General features: G+C 72.7%; 4 protein-coding genes. All 4 read left to right on the top strand.

What is annotated here, in order from left to right:
- A partial coding sequence (locus ABTU92_RS28640) for a hypothetical protein (protein ID WP_408094969.1) occupies nucleotides 1-207 on the top strand: 207 nt, incomplete at its 5' end.
- Nucleotides 208-313: 106 nt separating this feature from the next.
- Nucleotides 314-1,174, top strand: a complete 861-nt coding sequence (gene murI, locus ABTU92_RS28635; protein WP_408094968.1) for a glutamate racemase — start codon at nucleotides 314-316, stop codon at nucleotides 1,172-1,174.
- Nucleotides 1,175-1,444: 270 nt separating this feature from the next.
- Nucleotides 1,445-2,062 carry a 30S ribosomal protein S4 gene (gene rpsD / locus ABTU92_RS28630; RefSeq protein ID WP_111360618.1) on the top strand — a complete coding sequence of 206 codons (618 nt, stop codon included), beginning with the start codon at nucleotides 1,445-1,447 and terminating at the stop codon, nucleotides 2,060-2,062.
- Between the two features lie 174 nt (nucleotides 2,063-2,236).
- A complete protein-coding gene (locus ABTU92_RS28625; RefSeq protein WP_408094967.1) occupies nucleotides 2,237-3,613 on the top strand; it encodes a metallophosphoesterase in 1,377 nt (458 codons plus the stop codon).
- Nucleotides 3,614-3,822 lie beyond the last annotated feature (209 nt).

Here is a 3,822-nt window from a genome sequence, read left to right as displayed (position 1 = left end):
CCGGCCACGCCGGCCGCGCCCGCCGGCCCGGCCTTGCGCTTCGTCTCCTGCGCCGGCGCCTGCACGTGCCAGCCCGGCGAGATGGTCGTGTCGGCGTCCTGCCCGACCGGCTTTCCGATCCTGTCCGGCGAGACCGAGGCGCGCTGCGCCACCCCGTCGGGCGACGGCACCTCGATGCCGACCGCCCTCGTCTGCGCCCGCCGCTGAGCCCGGCCCGACGGGCGGGCGCATCGCCGCCCTGTCCCGGCCGCCTGTCGGATCGGCCGGATCTGCGCTACATTCGGCCCGGGGCACGGAGGGATTTTCGGAAATCATGGCGGCGCGGCCGACCATCCTGGTGTTCGATTCCGGGCTCGGCGGCCTCACCGTGCTGCGCGAGGTCGTTCTCGCGCGCCCCGACGCCCGCTACGTCTATGCGGCCGACGACGCCTTCTTCCCCTATGGCCGGCACGGCGAGGCGGCGCTGACGGCCCGGCTGGTGCCGCTGATGGGCGAGTTGATCGCCGCCCACGCGCCGGACCTCGTGGTCGTCGCCTGCAACACCGCCTCGACGCTGGTGCTGCCGCATCTGCGCGCCGCCTTCGCGGTGCCGTTCGTCGGCACCGTGCCGGCCATCAAGCCGGCCTGCGCCTCGTCGCGAAGCACGCTCGTGTCGGTGCTCGGCACCGAGGCGACCGTGAAGCGGGAATACACGCGGGCGCTGATCCGCGACTTCGGCCAGGGCTGCGCCGTGACGCTGGTCGGCTCCGCCCATCTCGCCTCCATCGCCGAGGCCGCGCTGCGCGCCGAGCCGGTCGACGCGGCCGCGATCGGGCGCGAGATCGCCCCCTGCTTCGTCGAGGAGGGCGGCCGCCGCACCGACACGATCGTGCTCGCCTGCACGCACTACCCGCTGTTGCGCGACGAGCTCACCGCCGCGAGCCCGTGGCCGGTCGCCTTCGTCGATCCCGCCCCGGCGATCGCCCGGCGAGTCGCCGACCTGCTCCACGGCGCGCCCACCGGCGCGCGGTCGGAGAGCCGCCCGGCGGAGGATGCGATCGTCTTCACCTCGGGCCGGCCGCCGGCGCCGCCGCTCGCCGCCGCGCTCGCACGGTTCGGCCTCGCGCTGCCGGAGACCACGGTCCGGACCACGGCCGGACGCACCGCCTCTGCGGCTCTCGGCGCCACCGGCTGAACCGGCCGGCAACCGCCCGCGCCCGGACGGAACCGGGCGTTTGACATTTCCGCCGCATCGCCTAAAACCCGCTCCGTCACGCGGGCCGCTTCGGCCCGCGCGGCGTTTCGCGACCCGCGGCCGACGCCTGCGCAAGGCGGCCGGCCTGTCGGTTCCGGTCCTCCGCCATCGGGCGGCAGGTCGGGGCAAAGGAGGGCGCGATCCTCACGGTTCCGTCACCGACAGGACCATCATCAACAAGGCGGGCGCAACCCCGCCAGCGAGGACGCGATGACCAAGCGCATCGAAGCGAAGTACAAGATCGACCGGCGGATGGGCCAGAACATCTGGGGCCGCCCGAAGAGCCCGGTGAACCGCCGCGAGTACGGCCCCGGCCAGCACGGCCAGCGCCGCAAGGGCAAGCTGTCCGACTACGGCGTCCAGCTGCGCGCCAAGCAGAAGCTGAAGGGCTACTACGCCAACATCTCCGAGAAGCAGTTCCGCGGCATCTACGAGGAGGCCGTGCGCCAGAAGGGCGACTCGGGCGCCAACCTCATCGGCCTCCTGGAGCGCCGCCTCGACGCGATCGTGTTCCGCGCCAAGTTCGTCGCCACGCCCTTCGCGGCCCGCCAGTTCATCAACCACGGCCACATCAAGGTGAACGGCCGTCGGGTCAACATCCCGAGCTATCGCTGCAAGGTCGGCGACGTGATCGAGGTGAAGGACAAGTCGAAGCAGCTCGCCGTGGTGCTGGAAGCCACCCAGCTCGCTGAGCGCGACGTGCCGGACTACATCGACGCCGATCACGGTAAGATGACGGCCAAGCTCGCCCGCATCCCGGTGCTGGGCGACGTGCCCTACGCGGTCCAGATGGAGCCGAACCTGGTCGTCGAGTATTACTCGCGCTGATCCTTCGTTTCGCGCGAACACCAGACAGGAAAGCCGGTCGCCCGCGGGCGACCGGCTTTTTTCGTGCCGACGCCCTCGACCACGCGAGTCGGCGGTCGTTCCGGCCGGAGATCGACGTGCCGGCGATCGGCCGACTCTGCTACCCTCGATTGCGCGAAACGAGGGAGCCCCCGCATGATCTCGCGCTTTCTCCAGCATCGCGGACCGACCTCGACGGTCGCCGTGGTGACCGTCGCCATCGCCGCGATGCTGGCGGCCGCGGCACCGGCCGCCGCCCAGGGCACGATCGAGGCCGCCTTCACGGTGCTCGGGCCGAACGGAGCGATCGCGCGGGCCGTCCTGTCCGGCACCGACGCCTGCCCGGCCCTCTCGGTCGACGGCACCGGTCGGCCCATGCAGGTGCGGGCGCGGCCGGACCCTGGAGCGCAGGCGCGCTTCCCGGTGCTGGTCTGCGAGGCCGCCGTACCGGTCGGCACCACGACGATGGCGATCGGCGATCGCCCACTGCCGCCTCCCCCGTCGGCGTTGCGACGGCTCGTGGTCATCGGCGACACCGGCTGCCGGCTGAAGACCAAGTGGGTTCCGGATCCGGCCGACAGCGACGACGACGGGACGGGAAAGTTCCAGGATTGCGACGATCCCGCCGACTGGCCGTTCGCGACCATCGCGGCCCGCGCCGCCGGCGAGCAGCCCGATCGCGTCGTCCCCGATCTGGTCGTCCCCGATCTGGTCGTCCCCGATCTGGTCGTCCATGTCGGCGACTACATCTATCGCGAAGCCCCCTGCCCGGCCGGCGACAAGGGCTGCGCCGGCAGCCCGTGGGGCGACTCCTGGGCGACCTGGCAGGCGGATGTCTTCGCCCCGGCGGCGCCGCTGCTCGCCGCCGCACCGTGGATCGTCACGCGCGGCAATCACGAGATCTGCGCCCGCGCCGGCGCGGGCTATTTCCGCTTCCTCCACCCGGTTCTGGCGAGCGACGGCGCCCCGTCGGCCTGCACGGATTTCTTGGCGCCCTACACGGTCGCGGTCGCCGACCGCAGCTTCGTGGTGCTCGACACCAGCGCGGCCGAGGACACGTGCCCGACCAAGGGCTGCGACAGCGCCCCCTATGCGGCGCAGCTCGCGACGCTCGCGCCACCGCCCGGGAGCTGGCTGCTCACCCATCGGCCGATGTGGGGCCTCAAGCAGAGGGGCGAGCTGAACCAGTCCCTGCAGGACGCCGTCGCCGCGACCGGAGGACGGCTGCCGGCTGGCATCGCCCTGGTGGTGTCCGGCCACATGCACATCCTCGAGGCGCTGAGCTTCGCCGACGGCGGGCCGCCCCAGCTCGTCGTCGGAACGAGCGGCACGGCGCTGGAGCACGCCGTCGAGCGCAAGCTCGACGGGCTCACGGTCGGCGGCCGTACGGTCGCGCACGGGTTCACCCGGCACCGCTTCGCCTTCCTGCGGATGGAGCCCGAGGCCGAGGGCTGGCGCGGCACCGTGGTGAGCGTCGCCGGCAACCCACTGGCGGAATGCACGCTCGGCGCCGGCAGCCTCCGGTGCCGGTGATGGCGCAGTTCGGCGGTCACCGGCCCGTCATCGCCGAGTCGGCGCGAGCCGGTGCCATGGGTCTCGTGACGCCGCGACTGCGCCGGGACGTTTACTGCGCCGGGACGTAGACGACCTCGCCGCCCGAGACGACGCCGCGATAGAGGGTCGGGCCGTAGCGGAAATACTGGGCGCCGTTCACAACGGTCGAGACGCTGCCGTCGGGCAGC

The sequence above is a fragment of the Rhodoplanes sp. SY1 genome (assembly GCF_046000175.1).
GTDB lineage: Bacteria > Pseudomonadota > Alphaproteobacteria > Rhizobiales > Xanthobacteraceae > Rhodoplanes.
This window is presented reverse-complemented; position numbering and strand designations above follow the sequence as displayed.

Coding starts and splice junctions, on each gene's coding strand:
- ABTU92_RS28625 (WP_408094967.1), top strand. CDS start 2,237: ATGATCTCGCGCTTTCTCCAGCATCGCGGACCGACCTCGACGGTCGCC.
- murI (WP_408094968.1), top strand. CDS start 314: ATGGCGGCGCGGCCGACCATCCTGGTGTTCGATTCCGGGCTCGGCGGC.
- rpsD (WP_111360618.1), top strand. CDS start 1,445: ATGACCAAGCGCATCGAAGCGAAGTACAAGATCGACCGGCGGATGGGC.